This window comes from Prochlorococcus marinus str. MIT 1013, assembly GCF_027359395.1.
GTDB lineage: Bacteria > Cyanobacteriota > Cyanobacteriia > PCC-6307 > Cyanobiaceae > Prochlorococcus_B > Prochlorococcus_B marinus_E.
This window is the reverse complement of record NZ_CP114778.1, coordinates 533,530-550,634: the sequence shown is the minus strand read 5'-3', so window position 1 is coordinate 550,634 and position 17,105 is coordinate 533,530. Positions and strand designations below refer to the sequence as shown.

Below are 17,105 nucleotides of genomic sequence, written 5' to 3'. Positions count from 1 at the left end.
AATAAAGATAGAAAATAATGTTTATAGATGATCATCATTATGACTGCATAATAGTTGGAAGTGGAGCAGGCGGTTCTACTCTTGCAAGTGAGTTGAGTAGACAAGGTAAATGGGTACTACTACTTGAACGTGGAGGTCAATTACCTCTTGAAGATCAAAATATAAAAGGTACTGATTTATTCAGGAAAACAAAATATCACCCTTTAGGAGAAAAGTGGTTTGGTCCAGATGGAGATCCTTTCGCTCCTCAAACAGCCTATGCACTTGGTGGTAATACAAAAATCTGGGGTGCAGTTTTGCAACGAATGAGAGAAAAAGATTTTCTTTCATTGCCTCTGCAGGAGGGAATATCTCCCTCTTGGCCGTTTAGTTATGAGGAGCTTGAACCATATTACGAACATGCCGAGAATCTGTTTAATGTTCATGGGCAAGGAGGTATAGACCCTACAGACCCTCCGCGAAAAAGTAAATATAACAATGCTCCAAGAAAATTAGAAAAATTTTTAGAGTTAATTAGAGAGTCACTTATAAGAAATGGATGCCAACCTTATGACTTGCCAATAAGCTGGCCTGACTCAATAAATGAAGACAATGATAATTTTGAAAATTGTTCTTTTTTCCCTAGAGGAGATGCTCAATTATTTGGTTTATATTCTTCTGATAAGAACCGACTAGATGTAAAAACCAATGCCAATGTCCTAAAACTACATGTCAATCCAAGTGGTAAAGCAATAAAAGGTGTAGAGGTCAAATTAGATGACGATATTTGGTTATTCTCATCCGATATTGTTGTATTAGCAGCTGGTGCCATTAATACTCCGGTGATAATGTTGAATTCTAAAACAGCAAAGCATCCCAATGGGTTAAGTAATAGCTCAGGTCAAGTAGGCCGGAATCTGATGAATCTTCAGCTCACTTGTATTTTGCAAAGAGCTAATATACAAAATAATGGACTGTTTAATAGATCATTTGGTGTGAATGACTATTATTGGGGAGATATGAATGTAAGTTATCCTCTAGGCCATATCCAGTCTGGGGGTGGAGTTCTGAAAGATACGTTATTTGCTGAATCCCCACCTGTCCTATCATTAATAACAAAATTAATACCAGATTTTGGACTTAAACGACTAGCTTCTAGGTCAATTACTTGGTGGGCAATGACGGAAGTATTACCTGACCCAGAAAATAGAGTTTGGGTTGACGACAATAAAATCCGAATTAACTATATACATAATAATCTTGAGGCACATGATCGACTTGTTTATAGATGGTTAGATACTTTAAATAAAATGGAACGCGATTCGAGAACAACCGTAGTGACCAGAACTCCTACTCATCCAAGAGGTTCAGCTCCTCTAAGTGTTGTGGGGTATGCATGTGGAACATGTCGAATGGGTACATCACCACATTCCTCAGTTGTAGACTTGAATGGAAAATGTCATGATCTGGAAAATTTATATATTGTTGATTCAAGTATTTTCCCAAGCTGTCCCAGTGTTGGTCATGGCCTAACTATTATTGCTTTAGCACTGCGTATGGCAGATAAATTAACTACAGGAATTAATCCTCAGATTACTTGCTGGGGTGGATCGTAGTTCTTTACGAGTCTAAAAAAAAGAATTAAAAGTTTATATTTATGCTCTGATAGTAAAATTTTACTGACTTAATTGTAGCTAATAATTTATTTAAAATCGAAATATAAGATATAGTCCTTGAAATTTTTTTATAAATCATGTGGGAATCAATGATGTATTTACTTATTGGAAATAATGAGAAAACAAATACAAAATTAAACGAGAACAAACAAATAAACAGCAAATAAAATTATTAAATTTAAATTTTACATATTATTTGATTGGATGATTTATAACCCAAATATCTTCCTCTTTGGTTACTCCATGAATCCATTCTTTAAATTCTTGAGAAATTGCGATTTGGTCTTTCCTTTCAAGGGTTAATGATCTTGTTAAAAGCTCTGTCAGAGAAGAGGTAATTAAATCTTCTATATTCTTTCTATTTCTCATTAAATTAATAATACCTATTAACAAACTACAAAAAACAATATCAAAGTTCAAAGAATAAGCTTATTCTCTTAAGTATTGACAGTGTAATATTAAAGATAGATATGTATCTATTGTTTCTTTTGTTTATCTAAAATTTTAAAGCTTCTCTATTAATCCAGTAAGAATATCTTTTAAATCACTCTGAATTGTCTCTTGTATTAACGAAATTGCAGAGCTAGCCTTCAAGGCAAGAAGTGGTATCGCAATAACAAGTATTAATCCTAAAAAAATAAGGATTGATGAAGAAATCCTTACCAACCATTTAGTAATTGGATCTAATTCCATCTCAAAAATACAAATTACAAATATAGTTTTTCTTTTATCTCTTTGTTTGCTTAATTGCTACACATCTAGTGTATATATGATCTTCTAGTATTTATCTTAAGTCAATTTTTACAAAGAGAAAACCATTTATATTACTTAGAATTATTACCATTTCATTCCGATGATTTATTCAACCATTCTTCAACTTTATTTTTAGAGCCATACCAATCCTTACCAAAAGCTTTTCCATGTGCTGTTTCTTTCATCACTACCTGTTTTGAGCCAATTAGTAATGCTGAATCTCTAGGGACTAGTCCATCTCCAATAACATCTCCATTTCCATTCAAGGCCCTATAAGATGACTTGCTTAAGTTCACTGATGTCTTTGTCGCAATAGGTCCGTTCAAGTCTAATTCACCAGCAACAGATATATAACTAACGTCTGCGCTATAGAAACTACCTGGCAATTTAGAACTTACAAAATTACGTAGATAGGTGGCCCTTTTTGCTTGATTAGGACTTCCTAGTGTAATTAAGCAATTGGCATAATCCTTCCCATTGTAGATCTTCCGACTAAATAAAAGATCTGATAAATACAATCTGAGGATCATCCCGCCAGAGCTATGACCTATCAAAGTGACTTTATTCGTAGACGATTCTTTCGATAATTCTGTCACTATTTTTTCAACTTTATCAAGAATATTCTTCCAACCAAATGACCAATTAGTACTAAGCCACTCAATTTTATTTACTGGAACTATTACTACTTTGTTATTTATTCTACTTTTAATATATTCTGTCATTTCCTTATAGGCACTACCGTCAATCAAGAAACCACCAAGTATAACAATTGGCTGATCAAAATATTTATTCATGATTTAGTACAAAAGGTCAAACGAATTTACTCTGAGAAACCATTGTAATCATTAACTTATTGAAATTTTTGAAATGCTTAATTTTAATAAACTTACTAATTTAATTATTTTAGAAGATTCTCTGATAGTAATAGCGACTACATATCGATGTATTCAATGACATTCTCTAAAGTTCTCTCTAAAAAAGCATTTAAAGTAAAAAATAAATCAAGAAAAGTGGATGAAGGATGTTGCGATACAATTTTTTAACGGTGTCGACGAAAAAGTTATTCCAGAAATAAGGCTTACAAAAAGCAATGATGGAGAAACAGGACAAGCTTTTTTCAGATTTAATAGTCCTGACGCATTAATGTCAGATGATTTCAAGGAAATAGAAGGAATGTATTTAATTGACGAAGAAGGGAGAATAACTACTAGAGAAATAAATATCGCTGTTTCAAAAAAAAACGGGAAATATACTGCTATAGAAGCTATTTACTGTTGGAGATCACAAAGAGATTTTAATAGATTCATGCGTTTCGCAAATCGATATGCCAAACAAAATGGTCTTGCTTATGAAGCGAATAATGAAAAGTAATTAAAGCCAAAGACAATAATCTTTATCTTTAGTTTTCTAATCGCCATTGATTGTTCTTTCTCTCATAAACATGAAAGCACCAAATGAGAAAGCTAATGAAATGAAAAAAGTAAGAGGGAAGTAAATACCCCACAATTTCATTTGCAGTCTTTTACCCTCGGCAGCATAGAAAGAAAATATTCCAATTAATAAAACTGCTGTATCAGCAGAAACAAAACCAGATGTTGGTGTTGCCCAAGCTCCATCAATAAAAGTATTAGCTATTTCGATGATTGAGCTTCCGACAGAACCACTTTGAACCTGACTGACAAATTTCGCTATGAAATAAAAAGGCCAAATCAATCCAGCTAGTGCAGTTACGCCATAAATAGAAAGGCGAATGTTAGACCACATTGGTTTAAATAAAAATCATTTATAGCTAAAAAGGATGATCTCTTGATGTATAAAAAATCAACAAAATACATATGTCCCAGTTTTCTAAAAGCTAGCGACAGGAAAGTTAATTTAAAAACCAATCAATCTTGTTACTGATAACAGCCCTTAGGTAGTTAGGGACTGAAAAAAACTGACAATTATTGATCAGCCAAGGTTGTTATGAAAATGATCAGTATATTTAGTGATTATTTTCCCATCTTTATTGGAGTGGATTAAATCCAAGCAAGTCGCTACTACTAAGAACCAATTAGCCCCTTCCTCTAAGTCAATCTCCCGACAAATCCATGCCGGGGCTGAAACGATTCCACTTACAACTCCTCTCATATCATCTCTTAGATTTTGATAATGTTGTTCTTTTAGGATTTCGATTTTTTCTTGTGAAAGGGTTCTGCTTGGATAGCAATAAATCCACTCTTCAATAATTTGCTCAATAATTTTTAGCTTTGACTGTTGAAGCACGATGGGAACCGGACGTATCAAAAGATAATGCTAACGAATTACATATAAAAGGATTAGCCAATAACGCACAAAACCCAGTAAAAATTAGAACTAACTTTAGTTTTTCAACTGACAAAAAGCATTGAAACTTACATCAAAGTGCCATTCAAAAAAGTCTTGTCTTAGGGCGAACAGCTTCTGTTGCTAGTAATGCAAGAGCATTGATCGAGTTATGTGGTTTAGGCGATGATCGAAAACATATGCATAGCAACTGAGTATTGATTTATTGGCAATAGAAAACCCCCTTTTTTAAGAGGGGGCTAACTAACTTTAATAGTTACTCAAAGCGCCTAATCAATGTGTTGAAGAGACTGGTTATGCCCGGTATGTAGGAAAATGCAAGGCTTAACCTGAGTGTTTGTTTACATAAAAAAAGTGCAGACCTAATGAACTTTTTTTTATTGTTTGCGAGCAAAGGGACAGGATTTCGACGACTGTCCCCCTCTCTGACTAGAGCTTGATCCGCAACACAGTTTTTAACCTTGTTACTCGCACTTGTGTGATAAGAATCTAAAAAGAATTTAATTAAACTGATGTTCGGTTGAGGTAGTGCTTCCCAAGCTTTACTTGTTTTCTAACCTGATTTCACCTATATATTTAATTGAGGCCAAACCTCATCAAGACATAATTGACTTTATATAGTACGAGTCGATTAATAACCCCTCTAGTTATTGGAATTTCTAGAGGGGTTTCTTGTTTTAACCTGTTTTTACTTGATCCATAAAAATGGGAGCCAATGCTCCCAAGATAAATCGACTGTCGTCCTAGTAAGTGTTTAAGTCGAATTTTGATTCAGTAGCCTTAACTGGAATTGGATTATTTGCTAAAGAATCATCTCCTGAGGAGGCTTGGAAAATAACTCCAGCCCCACCTATCAATAAAACTGCGAACATGATTGCGTGATATGCAGTAAACATTTTCTAAAACCTATACTTATGAAAAATCTAGTCAGTTGAGATATTGCAGTGATGTAGTACAAAGCGAATGTTTCTGGGGTGTTTCTCCTACTACTGCTAAGCGGTGGCCTATGGCAAAGACTAATAAAATTAGAGTTGCACCAAGTAGGAAATAAACCAAGTGGCAAATATAATTTTTCCCAAAATAAGAAAAGGAAGAAGCTTAAAAGCCTTCTTTTCGAATGCTGCTTTATCAGCTGAAGTCATGAGAAAGAAGCAACTGAATTTCTAGCGGGGTTAAATCACTATTTTCTATTCCCCAAAGCTCTCCCTTGTCTGAAGCTTCAAGGATGGATTCGTAAAAATCAGGTGAAAAATTTTTAGGCATTGTGCTAATTAAACGATTACAGAAGTAGCTACATCAATGGATCCTGATGCAAGGATTAGCGCAGGGATACAAAAAAGAGCTAGGAACTTAGCTGCTGAAGAATTATTTATTGAAGTCATTGCGGTATGGGGTGAAAGTTTTTCGGTGAGACAGGGGATGAACATTCCATTCACCGATGCGATAAATATAAAAAGTATTCTTGAAGTAATGATGTTCGGTTTGGGTAGTGTTTTCCTACTACCAACCAATAATAAGAAGGATTAGACCAAAGGTGTAAGAAAGGAGGACTTAATGAAACTCTTTACTCCCTTCACTATCCCCAAAAAAGACAACTGCGATCTTTGCAGGATTAAAACTAATAAAAGAAAAGAAGCTGAAAACCCATTTTTAGATCAACTATTTAAAACTCTCTACAGGGGTAGATTTGATTTAGTTTTCGACTGAGTGGGGTTGATTCATTTGTTGATACATCGACGAATTAAGTGCCAAGAAGTAAACACCAAGTGCCGCTAAAAATGGCAAAACAGCTTTTAAGTGATTCATTAGCTTTTTCTGGTCATTCGATAAGTGACATAAAAAAATAATCCCAGCACTGCAAGATTTGCAATGACATATGTGATTGCTATTCCCATTAGTTACCACTTCTATAATTTCTTTCATTAGGATCTATTCCACTCTCGCCAAAGCTATAAGAGGGAGATGTGTCTTGTTTCTTAATTTTTACACCAGCAATATTTTCTTTTGAGGCCGCTTTTAATTCATCACCTGAAAATTGATAACCAAATCCCGATGCTATTTCTGCAATTTCATTTGCGGTAGCAGCAACTCTTATAGCGTTGAGTAATTCTTTATTTTTTTGAAGCTCTGTAAGAAAAGCCTTTAGTTGCTGTAGTGCCATGGTCTTCATTATGACTAAACTTTTTGCCCCTTAGGAGACCAGACTTGAATGTTTTAGCCAATTAGCGATTGTTACGCAGACAGAAAAATTCACTAGCATTATTCCAAGTGCTCCCAACATTTTGTAGTTGGGGTTCTTATTCATAAGAGAAAATATATTAGATAAAAAACCTTCTTGTTTTTTGGTGGTATTAAAGTCCACGGGTTTCTCTGATTGAGTTAACACTTCAGAATTAATTTCAGTCACTTTTAAAAAGAGAATTTTTTTGTTCGTAAGAGCATAAAGAGTGATTCGCTTTAATGGCTGATTATTTATACAAACCAGAGTAATAAGTGGAGTTGGAAAAAGGTTGCTGGAATTTATGGAGTTAGTCCAACTACCGCTTGGCGGTGGTCTATGGCTTAAGGAGGAAGCGTTTCATCTAATTCCACCCAAAGCAATACTTTTTACTTTTTTCTATTCTCTCTTCAGGTGTTCCTTCAATGCCAACACAAGTCTTGAAGGCTTTGAGAATTAATGAGTTCTTTTCTTTTTCATCGAGTTTTCGATAACTGCATTGAGTACCAGCAGTAGAAGGGAAGTATTTATATTTTTCGTCTGAGGCTTCTGGAAATAAATAAGTTATCGGCCATGAGTATTGATCTTCTCCATATCCCTCTAATTTCAGTCCTCTACCAGACTTAGAGATTTCTACAAGGTGCTTAGGCTTGCCATCTTTGCAACGAACTTCTATTCCATCTTGATAAGAGGGGTAGTAATAGATTCCAGCATTAATAGGTACAGCAATTCCAAATATTAACGGTGCAAGTAGTAGGCGTTTCATTCTTATACAGATAGTTATCCAGAAGATTTAACTTGTCCCATTTGCAACCCAGTGAATTTAATTAATTCTTTTTGAAGTTTTTTTGCTGTTCTCTTATTTAAAAATCTAAAACTTTGAACGTAATTTGAACCATCATCTTGTTGTCCCATCACAGTAAAAAAGACATTTTTCCCATTACCTAATCTTGCACCTGTTTTCCCTCCTCCAAACACACCAACGGCCAATGCTACTGGACAAAATACTCCAGTCATACAAGCTGCAGTACCAACAGCCAATCCAACCGTACCTCCAGCAGCACCTCCAGTAGCACCTGAAGCAAGGTTGTATTCATCTCCACCTCTATACCATTGAGTAATTTTTTCTTTAGCAATTAAGCCCTGAGGACCAGCCAAACCAGATTCATTAATAGTTATTTGACAATTATTGTCATTGCAGAGTGCATCATAGGTGTCTGCAATCGCGGCGGTAGGTGATAGAAGCCCAGCTGTCAGGGCAACAAATAAAAGGCGGCGCATAAAAGAACGAATCGAAGTCGTAGGGCATAAGTCCTCACTCGACATAAAAGCACTCTTTCAAACTAATGACACCTTTCCATGTGTTTTGGCGTTGCTTTGTGTTGTGCTTATGGTTCAACTAATGCTGTTTATCTGGTCGTTAGATACCAAGAAAACAAGAATTAACAGGTATGGAAAATATGTTTGGAGCTGGAAGAAAACCTCACATATTTACGGGGTTTCCCTGCCCACTGTTAGAAGGTGGTCTATGGATTAAACAAGTGTTTGTATAAGAGGATAGGCTTCGACACTTTTGCGTAATTTATTTTTTCTACCCATAGCGGTATTACTGACTGGATGTATTGGTGCTGGAGGCGGGGGTAGCGGTTATGGAATAGGTGCTTTCGATTTTATGGATACAGGTGGTGCAGGTGAATACACTTGTGAGGGTGTAACAGGTAGTGGAGGTTCAACGTCAGACTATTGTGCAACTGGAGAACACCCACACCTATGTGATTGCTGATATTTATGGAGTTAGCCCAACTACTGCTAAGCAGTGGTCTATGGCTTAACGGTTACTTTTGTTACCGTATGAACAATCTGAGTAATTTTATTCATTTACTAATGGTTATCTTTTTCATCAAAATATTACCTTAATCCTTACTTCGACTATGGATTCTTACAAAAAAGAAACTCATAGGTATGCTTTCGAGCTAGTAAAGGCAGCAAGAGAAATGGCTGTTGATATAGCCGAAAAGCTCCCCCACCTAACGGAAATAAGAAGCAATTATCAAGCCGAAGCATTAAAGATAAGAATCAATAAAAAATTTAATTAAGCAGCGAGGGAGGCAAATAGCCTCTCTCTTCTTTTATTGCTGCTGCAAAAATGTATCGGAGGATGCGGCACCCTAAAAATGCGTGCGATACAAATAAATCAAGAGTTACCTCTCCACAATGGCAAAAGAACTTAAGGTCTCTTCGTCCTTGATAACGGTTGGTGTAAGCGTACTTCTTTCTCTGGAACAGCTGCATTCTCTAACTATTTAAATTCCTTTACAGGGATAGATTTGATTTCGTTTTCGACCGACCTGCAACTGTGAGGAGGTGCTCTATTGCTTGAAGACTAGGTTAAAGGAAATAGTGTTACTAATTGTTTGCTAAAAATTCAATATATTTTTTCAATGTATAGCCATGACAATCGCAAGGGTATTTAGCTTGTAGACCTACTGCATTATCTTGACCTCTAAATCTTCGACAGTTACAAACAAGATCAATATCTGTTCCAGCTTTAAACTCTTTCACTCTTGCTTCAAACCACTTTTTAGCTGCTTTTGGAATATTTCCATCTTCATCCCAACTCTGCCAAATCAAACTATCAAACATTTTTATTCCCTCTTCCCTTACAACTCCATCGATTCTGTCGAAGGGGTTTCTTACAGGGCATTTTGGTTCATTTATAAAGAATCTCTTGGGTGAGTTTGGACCATGGATCCATGAACGCTTCTCCATGGAGCCAAACACCTCTATTTGGTCAAAATATTTCTTTGGATGGACTTCAGGTTCAGTCATTTGAGGTCGGGCTGTCCTCTCTATTTTTCTTTTTCTTGTTGTAATCCCTTTTAGTTGAAACCTTGTTACCTCGCCAATCAGTTTCTCCTATATACATTTCCTCTCCAAATAAATCGTTTAATTGCTTTTCGGTCATTGGCTCAAGAGCAAGTACTTCAGCTATTTCCACTTGGGGTATTATCGCAACCTCTTCTGCTTCTACTGCCAAAGGACTGAAAAACAAAAAAAGACCAAAAACCAAAGCAAAGAGTTTTTTCATCTAATCCAACCTATCTGCATAATCTCTGAGAATTTCTGCGATCACATTTGGTGGAATTTCTTCTTGAGCATCCTTGCAAAGATCAAAGAACTTATCCATAAATTCTTTTCTAGTCATACATTTAATGGGCCGATTTTTCTATTAAAGGTCAAAACTCTCTTTTATTGCTCTCGGCACTAATACTCAAATTTTATATACCTATGGACAACTGGTTATCGTTTTCGCTTGAGTGAGTATATAAGTCCTTACTTCGACTATGGACTCTTTTCCTAAAGATACACATAGGTACGCTTTCGCTTTAGTTAAAGCCGCTCGAACAATGCCTGTAGATATGGCTGAAAAGCTTGATCATATAAAGCAATTAAGATTCAACGTTCAATTAAATGAATTGAGAAAAAGAATCAACAGAAGAATCACTTAGAAGTGCACTATTGCACGAACACTATGTCTCTTTTGATAAAGGATAATAATAGACGTTTTCTATGACTTAACTCAGTATTTGTATATATGGACGAGCTTCGATGCATTTGATTTAAGCCATGACGCCCGAATAAGCAATGGCTGTGAATATTGTTATCTTTGAAATCAAAAAGAACTGTATACGCTTATTCACTTTTAGGACATTGGATGAAATAAAAGATCTTGAAAAAAGTAATTAAAAACAATGATGTTGGTAGCTGTGATCGACATAAAAATTGTTGCAACAACTGGCGCTGATCTAAACCATTTAGTTCGAAATATTTTAAAAAACGATTTCATAATATTTTATACGATTACAGATGAACAAACTTGAAATGCTCCAGCAACTAAAAGTAATGCAGGCAGATTCCAAAGAACCAAAACTTTTATAGCAGTAGATTTATAGCTTGCAGCAGTCATTTCTAATTAGTGGAGAGAATGTTTTTCAGTGAAACGCAGACCAGAATCACCGATATTTAAATTTAAAAGCTGCCTTCTTTTTCTGTGATTAGATCGGGGTAGGGCTAACCGTTGAATAAATTTTTCTTATGAATCAATATGTTCCTTTTACTAGGAGTGAGGTTTCGTCAAAAGCACTAGCTAGATCTTTCGTTTGGAATCTGGAATAGCTCAAAAGATGAGTATCTAATGTATGACCCATTGCATCAGCAATTTGTTTTAGCGCTCTATAACTTCCATCTGCTTTAGGTCGATTGTGACCGCAGTAGGCATATCTATGACGAAAGCTGTAAGCAGTTAATTCTTGATTTTCCCTGGAAACTTCTTTTCTGATAGCCTGCCAAACTTTTCTGCGACTTAAATAAGTTCTACAAGCATCGCCAGCATTTCCTTCTTTTCCAAGTGGAGGAAGTAGATTCAAACCTTCCTTTTCACATATCGCTAATTGCTCTTTTAGATGCCAGTTAATGGGACCATCAATGTCATGGACCAGCAGGGGATATAAACGTCTAGCCTCTGTCTTTTCTCCTTTCTTTCCACCTCTGGACTTTTGGTAATTAGTCCAAATTTCTTGTCCACCATTACGGGTATGGATTGTTCGGAGGTCCTCAGGTCTTAGGCCATAAACAGCTATACATTGAAAAGCAAACCTCCATTTATTACCAATTTCATCTGCTGGGAAAGAATCTAATAATCGGAGAATTTGTGAATCAGTTAATGGATAACCAACTCTCTTTTTAGTAGTGACTAAATCTTTATCTGTTACGGCTGGGGGCAACCACGTGGACTCGAACTGCTGTTCCTGAACACAAAACCGAAGAAACCCAAAAAGGGCTAGGCGCATGTGTCTTCTTATCGGTGTTCCTTGTTGCCATTGCTTAAGTGCAACCTTGCAAAGTGCTGGCCCATTTAAAGGTGCTTTGGAAGTATTTCTAGTGGCATTGATTACGTTGTTAAAGACAGGGTGATATTTGTTACGCCATGTCGAATCTTTTACAAGATCTTTTTTAAATTCCCTATAAGCTTCGATTGATTCTTCCCAATTAATTTCAGTATTGTTTGAAACTGTTTGAGCAATATTGAAGCAAGTTTTTATATCTAGTCTCTGCTTTGATTCTTCATAAGCTTTTGCTGCCGATCTAATTCTTAGTAATGCGTCAGGCCAAAATTTTTCTTCCCATTTGTATGGAATAGATACGTCACCAATAACTTTTTTATTCTTCCAGACTTGAACTCTCATGCTTTCCTTCCTTCCAGCCATAACGAGCCAACCTTTTGGACATGAAGCTTTAACAGATTTCCTGAAATCCTTTACCCAACTTTCTGAGGCTGCTTTCGGCAATTAAGAGAGCACTCGGTTGCTACTACTTATTTTTTTTACACGCAGTTGAGTGTAAAATCAACCTTTAGTGGTCATTAGTAGTAAGTCTTAGGGTCTGAGTAGCATTAGAAACATTAACTTCAAAACTTTTATATTACGGATCTCACTAGGGGAGAACGTGGGCTTTACGAGCACAAGGTCGCAGGTTCGAATCCTGTCGCCCCGATCAGTCAGAGACAGGTTCCCCAGCCTGTCTTTTGTAATGGGTAAATGAGACTGGGATCTCAGCGGGATCTCCCGAATAGTTACTTGTATTTGTTAGCAATGGTTTTGAACTTTCTGTGCTTGTTAGCCCTACCTCAACAGTCCTATAGGAACAAAGAATTTCTAGTTATATTTTGTAATCAGTGACCATTGATCCAGTGAGAGTTAAGGGAGGTGTAGTGCATAGCAACTTCCTTTTCTCGCTAAACCTTTTCTCTAATTAGAAATTACTTCTTGTGATAAGGCTTATAATCATTGGTCTAATTATTCCAAAGGTGCAAGATTTGGAAAGATAATTGCTTATGGCATTGGTGCAAAATCAACCATTCTCGCAGGATTTCTTTTCTATATGATGGTTAATTGAATAAAAAGGACTGACCTAAGTCAGCCCAATTTATTCAATTAACCATCAGGTGTAATTGATTCGTTTTTGGTTTAACCGTAGATTTTTGCGCAAATTGGACCCGCTTCTTCATCTGTAAATACTGGAGTGGTTTCCCAATCTAGATATTCAGCCCATTGCGCTGAATGCTCATAAAGTGCTTTTGGATCTTCTGCTTTAACTAGGATCCAACCTTCAAGAGATCCAGGTGCGTGATAGCGACCTAGCATTTCTGCTCCAGCATAGGGAGCTCCAGTTGCTAAAAATTTTTCTGCACCCTTTTGGTGATAACCAGGCTTGAATTTCCAATGCTGTATGTAGAGCATAAATTGTTTTTTATAGACCTGATTCTTCTAAACGAATTTTGTCTTAGTTGCTTGTCAAGATGATCACCCTTTGACAGTTACTTTTCTTCCAAACCCATCCAAGTCATCAACCAATAAAAAAGACTGACCTAAGTCAGTCCAACTGGTTCGGATAGCAATCGGCTTTCAACCAGTTAAAGATTAGTGCGATTAATGTGTTTTTATGCCATCCAATTTGAAAATTCTTCACTACCAATAATGTGACCAGAAGCTTCTACATCTTTGTTTCCTTCCATGTACTTGCCTAAAACTCCTGGCTCAGCCTCAAGGATTGCCATCACAGTGGAAGAATCTGTTTCGCTGACACCTCGAAAGATTGCTTTTATCCCTGCGGCTTCTTGATTGGCGCGATCATCATCAAATGCTTTCGCCCATTCAGAGAAAGTGTTGCTGATCTTAAAGACGATCCGAGTTGCTACCTTCATTTTTAATTAATAAGACTCAGTAATTAGAACATATTTCGTATTGTTTGAACGAAATTTTGTTGAACCTACCTCCTATTCCCATACCAGCTATACAACAACCAAACTACAAATCCAACCATAAACAAAGGCATAAAGCTATCAATAAAAATATAGGCTGCATAAACGATTACAGGGAATAAAATGACACGTTTAATATTTAAACGTCTACCTCTTGATGTTCTTCTCCATAGATTTAAAAGAGGCATATAATCTATTCTTGTGTCGGTGATAATTTATCAATTTTAGCTTGTTGAATTTTTAGTTTTTCTCTTTCTTTTTTTGCAGCTCCATAAGTACTTCTAACGCTATAGGTAATGAAAATTGCATTAATGGCTCCAGCTATGATTATTCCTACAATAATTTTATTAATCCCCTCAGGTGAACTTAGATATTCCAATAGGACGTCTTGATTAAACATTTAGTGAACAATCAATCTTTCTAGTACTAGAGCTACAAATACTCCTTTGAAAAAGACAAGCCAAAGTAATCCATAATCAGTCACACCAATCTTCTTTTTATACCAAGCAATTAGTTGCTTATGCCTATCTATAATTTTCATTCTTTTACCTCAATAATTTCATAATAGGGACGGTCCCCATAATCAGCATCAGAACAACAAACATCGGAATATATTTCTTCTAATAGATCGTATGCCTCGTCATAACTGATAAATGATTGGTCAGTAATATCATCAGATTCTTTATCATGCCTAACGATTTTATAAATCATGACGAGATTGATTAGCTTGATAAAAGAGTCCCGAATAATCCTGCAAATGCAGAAAGAACAAAGATCGCAACAATTCCGATTGCAATAACTTTAGAAATGTTTTTCATCTGATTTGAAAGTGGTTGCCTAGTTTAATCACCAAATCGATAATGCTTTTGGACTGCCTTATTTCTACACTCACTTGAGTGTAAAAGCACCCTTTAGTGGTCGTAGGTTTACAGTCTCATGGAGAAGTATACAGTCTAAGATTACAGTAATAGATTGAATATTACCGTTCTCACTGGATGAGAACCAAGACTTTGGGAGCACTAGGTCGAAGTTTCGAATTCTGTCGCCCCGATCAGTCAGAGACAGGTTTACCAGCCTGTCTTTTTTAATTGGAAAGTGAGACTGTTATCTCAGAGGGATCTCATGAGTCTTTACTCCCCAGTGATAGCTTTAATTCTTAGTCAAATACTGTCTGAAACTACTTTATTTAACAGACTTCGAAATTGGTCTAAAAGGATACTTCCCATGATTGATGGATTTGGACAGAATGAATTTATGGATAAACCTTTATTTTTAAAAGTCAGACCGGGTGACGCTGTCTTATACGAGGCGGATCAAATAGGAAAAGTTCTCACATTTATAGGTGGTTCACGAGATCCAGGCACACCGACACTTTTTCAGATCGCAAATGTGGATTCTGGCGAAATCCGCTGGATTCATGGTGAGGAAGTTACCGAGATAGTTAGTGAATATCGGACAACAATTAAAAAGCCCTCTACTTTTTACGAGCAAATACAGCAGCAACAACAGCAACAGCAATAACAAACAAGAAACCCCTCTAGAAATTCCAATAACTAGAGGGGTTATTAATCGACTCGTACTATATAAAGTCAATTATGTCTTGATGAGGTTTGGCCTCTATTCATTTATAGGTGAACATCAACCCAGAAAACAAGCAAAGTTTGGAAAGCACTACCTCAAGCGAAAATTCGGACTAGAGAAGTTCTTTTTAAATTATTAACAATTTAATGGCGTAATACGGAAGCATCATCAAGCAAGATCGGGGGACGGTCATCGAAATCCTGTCCTCTCTTGGGAATTCAAAAAGGTCATTAAGTCTGCACTTTTTTGAGAACCCGAAGTGTTGGAATGTTTAATCTTTCCCCTTGAAAAACTTCTTTACATAGTTTTCAGTTAACCCTCCATCGTGGGGGTTTTCTTTTGCATAGTTTTACGCCATCGACCACCGCCTAGCAGTAGTAGGAGAAACACCCCAGAAACATTCGCTTTGTACTACATCACTGCTACATCTCAACTGATTAGATTTTTATAAGTTTAGATTTTAGAAAATGTTTACTGCATATCACGCAATCATGTTCGCAGTTTTATTGATAGGTGGGGCTGGAGTTGTTTTTCAAGCTTCCTCAGGAGATGATTCTTTAGCAAATAATCCAATTCCAGTTAAGACTACTGAATCAAAATTCGACTTAAACACTTAATAGGTCGAGAGTTGATTTATCTTGGGGGCATTGGCCCCCATTTTTATGGATCAAGAAACTACTTCAACTACAGTCTTAGATCCAAAGACAACAAAAAGAAAATATCCAGAAGCAAGGATAATAGTCCTTGATGATAATTTTAATACGTTTGAACATGTAGCAAATTGTCTTGTGGCAATCATCCCAGGAATGAGTGAAAAAAGATCATGGTTACTTGCCGTCGAAGTAGATAGGGAAGGTTTGGCGGAAGTATGGAGAGGCCCCCTTGAACAGGCAGAGCTATATCATCAGCAACTAATCAGCAAAGGATTAACAATGGCACCAATTGAAAAAACATAAAATTCCTCTTTTATATAGAAATTCTCAGAATAACAATGAAAAAATGCTTTTCTTTTGTTCTTTGTCTTCTTTTGTTTCTTCGCCCTTTTGCAGCTCAAGCAGAAGATGTTGAGCCAATGCCTCAAGAGGAAATAGTTGAAGCACCTTCACCTGATCCAATGTCGGATGAGGCAATTAGATATTTACAAGGTGAGGACATGTATCAAGGCACTCTTAGTTGGCAAGGCAACAAAGCTTCTACCAAATTTAATTACGATATGAAAAAGGAAAAAAGATAGATGGCAATATTCGCAGTTTAGCTTTCATTGGATTTGTCCTGTCTTGGTACTTCAGAAGCTAGGGAGTTTTTGATCACATGCTTGGATATGGTGTGATTTTTGATCAATACTATTTGGACTCAAATTTCATCGGTGACAGGTTTAAACCCAATAGGAGTTTTCTTTATTTACCTATCTGTCTTTTGAATTGTTTATTTCTTTTCATACAGAAGGAACCGTTAAACAACCAAAACTCTTTATGGTGTTTTATTAGTAAATGATTTTTGAATGCCTAGTCCTTTATTTGCAGTACCACTCAATATGGGAACAGGTACTTGGATTGTGACGATTGTTGCTGGTTTAAGTTTTATCGTGATGTTTGGTATCGCCTCTGCCTTTGGAGACTTCCAAGGTTTGATTAATACAACATTAGAAAATGATTCAAATGCTAGAGACAGCATGAAAAAAAATAAAAAAGGGCTGACCTAAATCAGACCCAGTTATTTAGATGGGTAATTGGCTATCAACTTATATTACTTT

32 protein-coding genes are annotated in these 17,105 nt (G+C 36.2%); 12 read left to right on the top strand and 20 right to left on the bottom strand.

Annotation, left to right across the window (positions count from 1 at the left end; all coding sequences use genetic code 11):
- The first annotated feature begins 17 nt into the window (after positions 1 to 17).
- Positions 18 to 1,595: a GMC oxidoreductase gene (locus O5633_RS03595; protein WP_269610719.1), complete on the top strand. Its 1,578-nt coding sequence runs from the start codon at positions 18 to 20 to the stop codon at positions 1,593 to 1,595.
- Between the two features lie 252 nt (positions 1,596 to 1,847).
- Here the strand turns inward: O5633_RS03595 and O5633_RS03590 are convergent, their stop codons facing one another.
- The 3 genes from O5633_RS03590 to O5633_RS03580 form a co-directional block, all read right to left on the bottom strand.
- A complete protein-coding gene (locus O5633_RS03590) occupies positions 1,848 to 2,024 on the bottom strand; it encodes a hypothetical protein (RefSeq protein WP_269610717.1) in 177 nt (58 codons plus the stop codon).
- Between the two features lie 135 nt (positions 2,025 to 2,159).
- Positions 2,160 to 2,348: a hypothetical protein gene (locus O5633_RS03585; RefSeq protein WP_269610716.1), complete on the bottom strand. Its 189-nt coding sequence runs from the start codon at positions 2,346 to 2,348 to the stop codon at positions 2,160 to 2,162.
- Between the two features lie 152 nt (positions 2,349 to 2,500).
- A complete protein-coding gene (locus tag O5633_RS03580; protein ID WP_269610715.1) occupies positions 2,501 to 3,202 on the bottom strand; it encodes an esterase/lipase family protein in 702 nt (233 codons plus the stop codon).
- A gap of 220 nt (positions 3,203 to 3,422) precedes the next feature.
- Here O5633_RS03580 and psb28 point away from each other — a divergent pair, with 220 nt between their 5' ends.
- The gene (psb28, locus tag O5633_RS03575; RefSeq protein ID WP_269610714.1) at positions 3,423 to 3,779 is read left to right on the top strand and encodes a photosystem II reaction center protein Psb28; all 357 of its coding nucleotides are present in this window, start codon (positions 3,423 to 3,425) and stop codon (positions 3,777 to 3,779) included.
- A gap of 36 nt (positions 3,780 to 3,815) precedes the next feature.
- On the opposite strand, the gene O5633_RS03570 is transcribed toward psb28, so the two are convergent.
- The 4 genes from O5633_RS03570 to O5633_RS03555 form a co-directional block, all read right to left on the bottom strand.
- Positions 3,816 to 4,172, bottom strand: coding sequence for a DUF2834 domain-containing protein (locus O5633_RS03570; protein WP_269610712.1), 357 nt, complete (start codon positions 4,170 to 4,172; stop codon positions 3,816 to 3,818).
- 186 nt (positions 4,173 to 4,358) lie between these two features.
- On the bottom strand, positions 4,359 to 4,694 hold the full coding sequence (locus O5633_RS03565; protein ID WP_269610711.1) for a hypothetical protein: 336 nt from the start codon (positions 4,692 to 4,694) through the stop codon (positions 4,359 to 4,361).
- A gap of 782 nt (positions 4,695 to 5,476) precedes the next feature.
- On the bottom strand, positions 5,477 to 5,629 hold the full coding sequence (locus O5633_RS03560; RefSeq protein WP_269610709.1) for a hypothetical protein: 153 nt from the start codon (positions 5,627 to 5,629) through the stop codon (positions 5,477 to 5,479).
- A gap of 232 nt (positions 5,630 to 5,861) precedes the next feature.
- Positions 5,862 to 5,996, bottom strand: a complete 135-nt coding sequence (locus O5633_RS03555; RefSeq protein WP_269610708.1) for a hypothetical protein — start codon at positions 5,994 to 5,996, stop codon at positions 5,862 to 5,864.
- Positions 5,997 to 6,032: 36 nt separating this feature from the next.
- On the opposite strand from O5633_RS03555, the gene O5633_RS03550 reads away from it, so the two are divergent.
- Positions 6,033 to 6,260, top strand: coding sequence for a hypothetical protein (locus tag O5633_RS03550; protein WP_269610706.1), 228 nt, complete (start codon positions 6,033 to 6,035; stop codon positions 6,258 to 6,260).
- A 367-nt stretch (positions 6,261 to 6,627) separates the two neighbouring features.
- Here the strand turns inward: O5633_RS03550 and O5633_RS03545 are convergent, their stop codons facing one another.
- Positions 6,628 to 6,894 (bottom strand): Nif11-like leader peptide family natural product precursor, encoded by a 267-nt coding sequence (locus tag O5633_RS03545; protein ID WP_269610705.1) that lies wholly within the window; start codon positions 6,892 to 6,894, stop codon positions 6,628 to 6,630.
- 303 nt (positions 6,895 to 7,197) lie between these two features.
- On the opposite strand from O5633_RS03545, the gene O5633_RS11685 reads away from it, so the two are divergent.
- Positions 7,198 to 7,299: a helix-turn-helix domain-containing protein gene (locus O5633_RS11685; RefSeq protein ID WP_420063631.1), complete on the top strand. Its 102-nt coding sequence runs from the start codon at positions 7,198 to 7,200 to the stop codon at positions 7,297 to 7,299.
- A 16-nt stretch (positions 7,300 to 7,315) separates the two neighbouring features.
- Here the strand turns inward: O5633_RS11685 and O5633_RS03540 are convergent, their stop codons facing one another.
- Both O5633_RS03540 and O5633_RS03535 read right to left on the bottom strand, forming a co-directional pair.
- Positions 7,316 to 7,717, bottom strand: coding sequence for a hypothetical protein (locus tag O5633_RS03540; protein ID WP_269610704.1), 402 nt, complete (start codon positions 7,715 to 7,717; stop codon positions 7,316 to 7,318).
- Between the two features lie 14 nt (positions 7,718 to 7,731).
- Positions 7,732 to 8,277: a hypothetical protein gene (locus tag O5633_RS03535; RefSeq protein WP_269610703.1), complete on the bottom strand. Its 546-nt coding sequence runs from the start codon at positions 8,275 to 8,277 to the stop codon at positions 7,732 to 7,734.
- 247 nt (positions 8,278 to 8,524) lie between these two features.
- Between O5633_RS03535 and O5633_RS03530 the strand changes: the two genes are divergently transcribed.
- Positions 8,525 to 8,734, top strand: coding sequence for a hypothetical protein (locus O5633_RS03530; protein ID WP_269610702.1), 210 nt, complete (start codon positions 8,525 to 8,527; stop codon positions 8,732 to 8,734).
- Positions 8,735 to 8,882: 148 nt separating this feature from the next.
- A complete protein-coding gene (locus O5633_RS03525) occupies positions 8,883 to 9,047 on the top strand; it encodes a hypothetical protein (protein ID WP_269610701.1) in 165 nt (54 codons plus the stop codon).
- A gap of 310 nt (positions 9,048 to 9,357) precedes the next feature.
- On the opposite strand, the gene O5633_RS03520 is transcribed toward O5633_RS03525, so the two are convergent.
- Together O5633_RS03520 and O5633_RS03515 are read right to left on the bottom strand one after the other, a co-directional pair.
- The gene (locus O5633_RS03520; protein ID WP_269610699.1) at positions 9,358 to 9,780 is read right to left on the bottom strand and encodes a hypothetical protein; all 423 of its coding nucleotides are present in this window, start codon (positions 9,778 to 9,780) and stop codon (positions 9,358 to 9,360) included.
- A complete protein-coding gene (locus O5633_RS03515) occupies positions 9,773 to 10,039 on the bottom strand; it encodes a hypothetical protein (protein ID WP_269610698.1) in 267 nt (88 codons plus the stop codon). Before O5633_RS03515 ends, O5633_RS03520 begins: the two co-directional genes overlap by 8 nt.
- A gap of 256 nt (positions 10,040 to 10,295) precedes the next feature.
- Here O5633_RS03515 and O5633_RS03510 point away from each other — a divergent pair, with 256 nt between their 5' ends.
- Positions 10,296 to 10,460 carry a hypothetical protein gene (locus O5633_RS03510; protein WP_269610697.1) on the top strand — a complete coding sequence of 55 codons (165 nt, stop codon included), beginning with the start codon at positions 10,296 to 10,298 and terminating at the stop codon, positions 10,458 to 10,460.
- Between the two features lie 194 nt (positions 10,461 to 10,654).
- Here O5633_RS03510 and O5633_RS03505 read toward each other — a convergent pair whose 3' ends face one another.
- The 8 genes from O5633_RS03505 to O5633_RS03470 form a co-directional block, all read right to left on the bottom strand.
- Positions 10,655 to 10,798, bottom strand: coding sequence for a Photosystem I reaction center subunit IX (locus tag O5633_RS03505; protein WP_269610696.1), 144 nt, complete (start codon positions 10,796 to 10,798; stop codon positions 10,655 to 10,657).
- Positions 10,799 to 11,051: 253 nt separating this feature from the next.
- Entirely contained in the window at positions 11,052 to 12,299 is a 1,248-nt protein-coding gene (locus O5633_RS03500) for an integrase (RefSeq protein ID WP_269610695.1), read from the bottom strand.
- Between the two features lie 678 nt (positions 12,300 to 12,977).
- Positions 12,978 to 13,250 (bottom strand): DUF3303 domain-containing protein, encoded by a 273-nt coding sequence (locus O5633_RS03495; RefSeq protein ID WP_269610694.1) that lies wholly within the window; start codon positions 13,248 to 13,250, stop codon positions 12,978 to 12,980.
- Between the two features lie 200 nt (positions 13,251 to 13,450).
- Complete coding sequence (locus tag O5633_RS03490) at positions 13,451 to 13,714, bottom strand: DUF3764 family protein (protein WP_269610692.1); 264 nt, start codon at positions 13,712 to 13,714, stop codon at positions 13,451 to 13,453.
- A gap of 65 nt (positions 13,715 to 13,779) precedes the next feature.
- On the bottom strand, positions 13,780 to 13,959 hold the full coding sequence (locus tag O5633_RS03485) for a hypothetical protein (protein ID WP_269610691.1): 180 nt from the start codon (positions 13,957 to 13,959) through the stop codon (positions 13,780 to 13,782).
- A gap of 5 nt (positions 13,960 to 13,964) precedes the next feature.
- Entirely contained in the window at positions 13,965 to 14,171 is a 207-nt protein-coding gene (locus tag O5633_RS03480; protein ID WP_269610689.1) for a hypothetical protein, read from the bottom strand.
- Positions 14,172 to 14,312, bottom strand: a complete 141-nt coding sequence (locus O5633_RS03475; protein ID WP_269610688.1) for a hypothetical protein — start codon at positions 14,310 to 14,312, stop codon at positions 14,172 to 14,174.
- Positions 14,309 to 14,482 carry a hypothetical protein gene (locus tag O5633_RS03470; RefSeq protein ID WP_269610687.1) on the bottom strand — a complete coding sequence of 58 codons (174 nt, stop codon included), beginning with the start codon at positions 14,480 to 14,482 and terminating at the stop codon, positions 14,309 to 14,311. Before O5633_RS03470 ends, O5633_RS03475 begins: the two co-directional genes overlap by 4 nt.
- Before the next feature lie 411 nt (positions 14,483 to 14,893).
- On the opposite strand from O5633_RS03470, the gene O5633_RS03465 reads away from it, so the two are divergent.
- The 5 genes from O5633_RS03465 (at position 14,894) to O5633_RS03445 (ending at position 17,054) form a co-directional block, all read left to right on the top strand.
- Positions 14,894 to 15,292 carry a DUF3104 domain-containing protein gene (locus O5633_RS03465; protein ID WP_269610686.1) on the top strand — a complete coding sequence of 133 codons (399 nt, stop codon included), beginning with the start codon at positions 14,894 to 14,896 and terminating at the stop codon, positions 15,290 to 15,292.
- Positions 15,293 to 15,819: 527 nt separating this feature from the next.
- Positions 15,820 to 15,969, top strand: a complete 150-nt coding sequence (locus O5633_RS03460; RefSeq protein ID WP_269610685.1) for a hypothetical protein — start codon at positions 15,820 to 15,822, stop codon at positions 15,967 to 15,969.
- Between the two features lie 45 nt (positions 15,970 to 16,014).
- On the top strand, positions 16,015 to 16,308 hold the full coding sequence (gene clpS / locus O5633_RS03455; protein WP_269610684.1) for an ATP-dependent Clp protease adapter ClpS: 294 nt from the start codon (positions 16,015 to 16,017) through the stop codon (positions 16,306 to 16,308).
- Between the two features lie 35 nt (positions 16,309 to 16,343).
- Positions 16,344 to 16,586, top strand: coding sequence for a hypothetical protein (locus tag O5633_RS03450; protein WP_269610683.1), 243 nt, complete (start codon positions 16,344 to 16,346; stop codon positions 16,584 to 16,586).
- A 267-nt stretch (positions 16,587 to 16,853) separates the two neighbouring features.
- Entirely contained in the window at positions 16,854 to 17,054 is a 201-nt protein-coding gene (locus tag O5633_RS03445) for a hypothetical protein (protein WP_269610682.1), read from the top strand.
- Positions 17,055 to 17,105: the final 51 nt, after the last annotated feature.

Bases quoted from the DNA above. Each gene is read 5' to 3' on its own strand.
- O5633_RS03515 (WP_269610698.1), bottom strand. From the start codon at position 10,039: ATGAAAAAACTCTTTGCTTTGGTTTTTGGTCTTTTTTTGTTTTTCAGT.
- O5633_RS03465 (WP_269610686.1), top strand. From the start codon at position 14,894: ATGAGTCTTTACTCCCCAGTGATAGCTTTAATTCTTAGTCAAATACTG.
- O5633_RS03505 (WP_269610696.1), bottom strand. From the start codon at position 10,798: ATGAAATCGTTTTTTAAAATATTTCGAACTAAATGGTTTAGATCAGCG.
- O5633_RS03450 (WP_269610683.1), top strand. From the start codon at position 16,344: ATGAAAAAATGCTTTTCTTTTGTTCTTTGTCTTCTTTTGTTTCTTCGC.
- O5633_RS03475 (WP_269610688.1), bottom strand. From the start codon at position 14,312: ATGAAAATTATAGATAGGCATAAGCAACTAATTGCTTGGTATAAAAAG.
- clpS (WP_269610684.1), top strand. From the start codon at position 16,015: ATGGATCAAGAAACTACTTCAACTACAGTCTTAGATCCAAAGACAACA.
- O5633_RS03555 (WP_269610708.1), bottom strand. From the start codon at position 5,996: ATGCCTAAAAATTTTTCACCTGATTTTTACGAATCCATCCTTGAAGCT.
- O5633_RS03560 (WP_269610709.1), bottom strand. From the start codon at position 5,629: ATGTTTACTGCATATCACGCAATCATGTTCGCAGTTTTATTGATAGGT.
- O5633_RS03480 (WP_269610689.1), bottom strand. From the start codon at position 14,171: ATGTTTAATCAAGACGTCCTATTGGAATATCTAAGTTCACCTGAGGGG.
- psb28 (WP_269610714.1), top strand. From the start codon at position 3,423: ATGAAGGATGTTGCGATACAATTTTTTAACGGTGTCGACGAAAAAGTT.
- O5633_RS03595 (WP_269610719.1), top strand. From the start codon at position 18: ATGTTTATAGATGATCATCATTATGACTGCATAATAGTTGGAAGTGGA.
- O5633_RS03490 (WP_269610692.1), bottom strand. From the start codon at position 13,714: ATGAAGGTAGCAACTCGGATCGTCTTTAAGATCAGCAACACTTTCTCT.
- O5633_RS03540 (WP_269610704.1), bottom strand. From the start codon at position 7,717: ATGAAACGCCTACTACTTGCACCGTTAATATTTGGAATTGCTGTACCT.
- O5633_RS03460 (WP_269610685.1), top strand. From the start codon at position 15,820: ATGTTTACTGCATATCACGCAATCATGTTCGCAGTTTTATTGATAGGT.
- O5633_RS03510 (WP_269610697.1), top strand. From the start codon at position 10,296: ATGGACTCTTTTCCTAAAGATACACATAGGTACGCTTTCGCTTTAGTT.
- O5633_RS03545 (WP_269610705.1), bottom strand. From the start codon at position 6,894: ATGGCACTACAGCAACTAAAGGCTTTTCTTACAGAGCTTCAAAAAAAT.
- O5633_RS03520 (WP_269610699.1), bottom strand. From the start codon at position 9,780: ATGACTGAACCTGAAGTCCATCCAAAGAAATATTTTGACCAAATAGAG.
- O5633_RS03580 (WP_269610715.1), bottom strand. From the start codon at position 3,202: ATGAATAAATATTTTGATCAGCCAATTGTTATACTTGGTGGTTTCTTG.
- O5633_RS03470 (WP_269610687.1), bottom strand. From the start codon at position 14,482: ATGATTTATAAAATCGTTAGGCATGATAAAGAATCTGATGATATTACT.
- O5633_RS03525 (WP_269610701.1), top strand. From the start codon at position 8,883: ATGGATTCTTACAAAAAAGAAACTCATAGGTATGCTTTCGAGCTAGTA.
- O5633_RS03570 (WP_269610712.1), bottom strand. From the start codon at position 4,172: ATGTGGTCTAACATTCGCCTTTCTATTTATGGCGTAACTGCACTAGCT.
- O5633_RS03535 (WP_269610703.1), bottom strand. From the start codon at position 8,277: ATGTCGAGTGAGGACTTATGCCCTACGACTTCGATTCGTTCTTTTATG.
- O5633_RS03485 (WP_269610691.1), bottom strand. From the start codon at position 13,959: ATGCCTCTTTTAAATCTATGGAGAAGAACATCAAGAGGTAGACGTTTA.
- O5633_RS03445 (WP_269610682.1), top strand. From the start codon at position 16,854: ATGCCTAGTCCTTTATTTGCAGTACCACTCAATATGGGAACAGGTACT.
- O5633_RS03495 (WP_269610694.1), bottom strand. From the start codon at position 13,250: ATGCTCTACATACAGCATTGGAAATTCAAGCCTGGTTATCACCAAAAG.
- O5633_RS03585 (WP_269610716.1), bottom strand. From the start codon at position 2,348: ATGGAATTAGATCCAATTACTAAATGGTTGGTAAGGATTTCTTCATCA.
- O5633_RS03550 (WP_269610706.1), top strand. From the start codon at position 6,033: ATGGATCCTGATGCAAGGATTAGCGCAGGGATACAAAAAAGAGCTAGG.
- O5633_RS03590 (WP_269610717.1), bottom strand. From the start codon at position 2,024: ATGAGAAATAGAAAGAATATAGAAGATTTAATTACCTCTTCTCTGACA.